At 65.2% G+C, this 2,930-nt stretch carries 6 protein-coding genes; all 6 read right to left on the bottom strand.

Features of this window, described 5'->3' with window-relative positions:
* The coding region (gene rpsC, locus RMO30_RS10150) for a 30S ribosomal protein S3 (RefSeq protein ID WP_309712843.1) at window positions 1-315 on the bottom strand (315 nt) is incomplete at its 3' end.
* Window positions 315-755 carry a 50S ribosomal protein L22 gene (rplV, locus tag RMO30_RS10145; RefSeq protein WP_309712839.1) on the bottom strand — a complete coding sequence of 147 codons (441 nt, stop codon included), beginning with the start codon at window positions 753-755 and terminating at the stop codon, window positions 315-317. The genes rplV and rpsC, both read right to left, overlap by 1 nt.
* Entirely contained in the window at window positions 755-1,036 is a 282-nt protein-coding gene (gene rpsS, locus RMO30_RS10140; protein WP_309712836.1) for a 30S ribosomal protein S19, read from the bottom strand. Before rpsS ends, rplV begins: the two co-directional genes overlap by 1 nt.
* A gap of 6 nt (window positions 1,037-1,042) precedes the next feature.
* A complete protein-coding gene (rplB, locus tag RMO30_RS10135; protein ID WP_309712833.1) occupies window positions 1,043-1,885 on the bottom strand; it encodes a 50S ribosomal protein L2 in 843 nt (280 codons plus the stop codon).
* 17 nt (window positions 1,886-1,902) lie between these two features.
* The gene (rplW, locus tag RMO30_RS10130) at window positions 1,903-2,202 is read right to left on the bottom strand and encodes a 50S ribosomal protein L23 (protein WP_309712830.1); all 300 of its coding nucleotides are present in this window, start codon (window positions 2,200-2,202) and stop codon (window positions 1,903-1,905) included.
* Entirely contained in the window at window positions 2,199-2,888 is a 690-nt protein-coding gene (gene rplD / locus RMO30_RS10125) for a 50S ribosomal protein L4 (RefSeq protein ID WP_309712827.1), read from the bottom strand. The genes rplW and rplD overlap by 4 nt, the downstream gene beginning before the upstream one ends.
* Window positions 2,889-2,930 lie beyond the last annotated feature (42 nt).

Below are 2,930 nucleotides of genomic sequence, written 5' to 3'. Positions count from 1 at the left end.
GAGCTGGATCTGCTTCTTGGTGAGCTTCTCGAGATCCGAACGGATGCGCTCGGCCTCGGCGCCGCGGCGGCCGATGACGATACCCGGGCGAGCCGTGTGGATGTCCACGCGGACCCGGTCACGGGTGCGCTCGATCTCGATCTTCGCCACACCGGCGCGGTCGAGGCTCGTCTTCAGCAGCTGACGGATCTTGACGTCTTCCGTCACGTAGTCCGAGTAGCGCTGACCGGGCTTCGTCGAGTCGGCGAACCAGCGCGACACATGGTCGGTTGTGATTCCGAGACGGAAGCCGTAGGGGTTGACCTTCTGGCCCATTACTTGGCCTCTGCCTTCTTGGTCGTGGTCTTCTTGGTGGCGCTACCGGCGCTCGACGCCGAAGGCGTGCGAACGACAGGCGCGAACTCGTCGGGTGTTGCCACCTCGATCGTGATGTGGCTCGTACGCTTGAGGATCTTGAACGCGCGGCCCTGAGCACGGGGCTGGAAACGCTTGAGCGTCGTGCCCTCGTCGACATAGGCCCGCACGATCACGAGGTCCTGCTCGTCGAGGAACGCGTTCGAAGCGTCGGCCTTGACCCGGGCGTTGGCCATCGCGGAGGCGACGAGCTTGTAGACCGGCTCGCTCGCGGACTGCGGGGCGAACTTCAGGATGGCGAGAGCCTCAGCGGCCTGCTTCCCGCGGATGATGTCCACGATGCGGCGGGCCTTCTGCGGCGTGACGCGAATGTGCTTGACGCGTGCGATAGCGATGACCATCAGCGGCGCCGTCCCTTCTTGTCGTCTTTCTCGTGCCCACGGAAAGTGCGGGTGGGCGCGAACTCGCCGAGCTTGTGCCCGACCATGGTCTCCGTCACGAAGACGGGGATGTGCTTGCGACCGTCGTGCACCGCGATGGTGTGCCCGAGCATGGCCGGGATGATCATCGAGCGGCGCGACCAGGTCTTGATCACGTTCTTGCTGTTGGCCTCGTTCTGAACAACCACCTTGCGGAGCAGGTGGTCGTCGACGAACGGACCCTTCTTGAGGCTGCGCGGCATCCTGGCTTATCCCTTGCGCTTCTTGCCGACGTTACGACGGCGAATGATGAGCTTGTCGCTGGGCAGATCGCGCTTGCGCGTGCGACCTTCCTTCTGGCCCCACGGGCTGACGGGGTGACGTCCACCGGACGTCTTGCCCTCGCCACCACCGTGCGGGTGGTCGACCGGGTTCATGGCGACACCACGGACGGTCGGGCGGACGCCCTTCCAGCGCATGCGGCCGGCCTTGCCCCAGTTGATGTTCGACTGCTCGGCGTTGCCGACCTCGCCGATCGTCGCGCGGCAGCGCACGTCGACGTTGCGGATCTCGCCCGAGGGCAGACGCAGCTGGGCGTAAGGACCATCTTTCGCGACGAGTCGAACCGACGAGCCGGCCGAGCGGGCCATCTTGGCGCCACCCCCGGGACGGAGTTCGATCGCGTGGATGACGGTACCCACCGGGATGTTCTTGAGCGGCAGGTTGTTGCCGGGCTTGATGTCAGCGCCCGCACCCGACTCGATGATGTCGCCCTGGTTGAGCTTCGCCGGAGCCAAGATGTAACGCTTCGTGCCGTCGAGGAAGTGCAGCAGCGCGATGCGCGCCGTGCGGTTCGGGTCGTACTCGATGTGCGCGACCTTGGCGTTGACGCCGTCTTTGTCGTTGCGCTTGAAGTCGATGATCCGGTACTGACGCTTGTGCCCACCACCGATGTGGCGGGTCGTGATGCGACCGGCGTTGTTGCGACCACCGGTCTTCGGCAGCGGCTTGAGCAGCGACTTCTCCGGCGTCGATCGGGTGATCTCGGCGAAGTCAGCGACGCTCGAACCGCGGCGACCCGGGGTCGTCGGCTTGTATTTGCGAATGGCCATGGTTGTTCTCCTGTGCCCTAGCCGACAGCCGTGAAGATGTCGATCGAGCCGGACTTGAGGGTGACGATCGCGCGCTTGGTGTCCTTGCGCTTGCCGATGCCGAACCGCGTGCGGCGGTGCTTGCCGGTGCGGTTGAGCGTGTTCACGCTGGCCACCTTCACGCCGAAGATCTTCTCGATCGCGAGCTTGATCTCCGTCTTGTTCGACCGGGGGTCGACGACGAAGGTGTACTTGCCGTCATCGATCAAGCCGTAGCTCTTCTCGCTGACGACCGGCGACAGGATGATGTCGCGCGGGTCTTTGTTGTAGCCGCTCATTCGCCGGCCTCCTTCTCAGACTTGGAGTCGCCCGTCTTCGCCGCGCCGGTCTTGGACTCGACGAAGGTGTCGTAGGCAGCCTTCGTGAAGACGACGTCGTCGGAGACGACCACGTCATAGGCGTTGAGCTGGTCGACGTAGAGCACGTGCAAGTCCTTGAGGTTGCGCACGCTCTTCTCGGCCGCGGCGTCGCCGCGCTCAAGAACGATGAGCACCTTGCGGGTGACGCCGTGGCCACCGTTGAGGCTCGCGAGCAGCTCGACGGCCACCTTGGTCGAGGGAGCGCCACCGTTGGTACCGAAGCCCTCGACGATGTGTAGACGCTCGCCGCGTGCCCGATCGGAGATGACGCCGAGCAGAGCCGCCGCGATCATCTTCTTGGGGGTGCGCTGGCTGTAGTCGCGCGGGACCGGTCCGTGCACGATGCCGCCGCCGCGGTGCTGCGGCATGCGGATCGAGCCCTGACGGGCGCGGCCCGTGCCCTTCTGCTTGAACGGCTTGCTGCCCGAACCGGACACTTCGCCGCGACCCTTGGTCTTGTGCGTTCCCTGGCGGGCGGCAGCGAGCTGCGCGGTCACCACCTGGTGGATCAGCGGCACGTTCGTCTGCACGTCGAAGACGCTCGCGGGAAGGTCGACCGAACCGGCCTTCTTGCCCTTGGCGTCGAGAACATAGAGAGAGGTCATGATGATCAGCCCTTCACCGCGTTGCGGACGAAGACGATGCGG

Source organism: Pseudolysinimonas sp., from assembly GCF_031389465.1.
Taxonomy (GTDB): domain Bacteria; phylum Actinomycetota; class Actinomycetes; order Actinomycetales; family Microbacteriaceae; genus Pseudolysinimonas_A.
The sequence above is the reverse complement of the archived record's forward strand: the minus strand, read 5'-3'. Positions and strand labels throughout refer to the sequence as shown.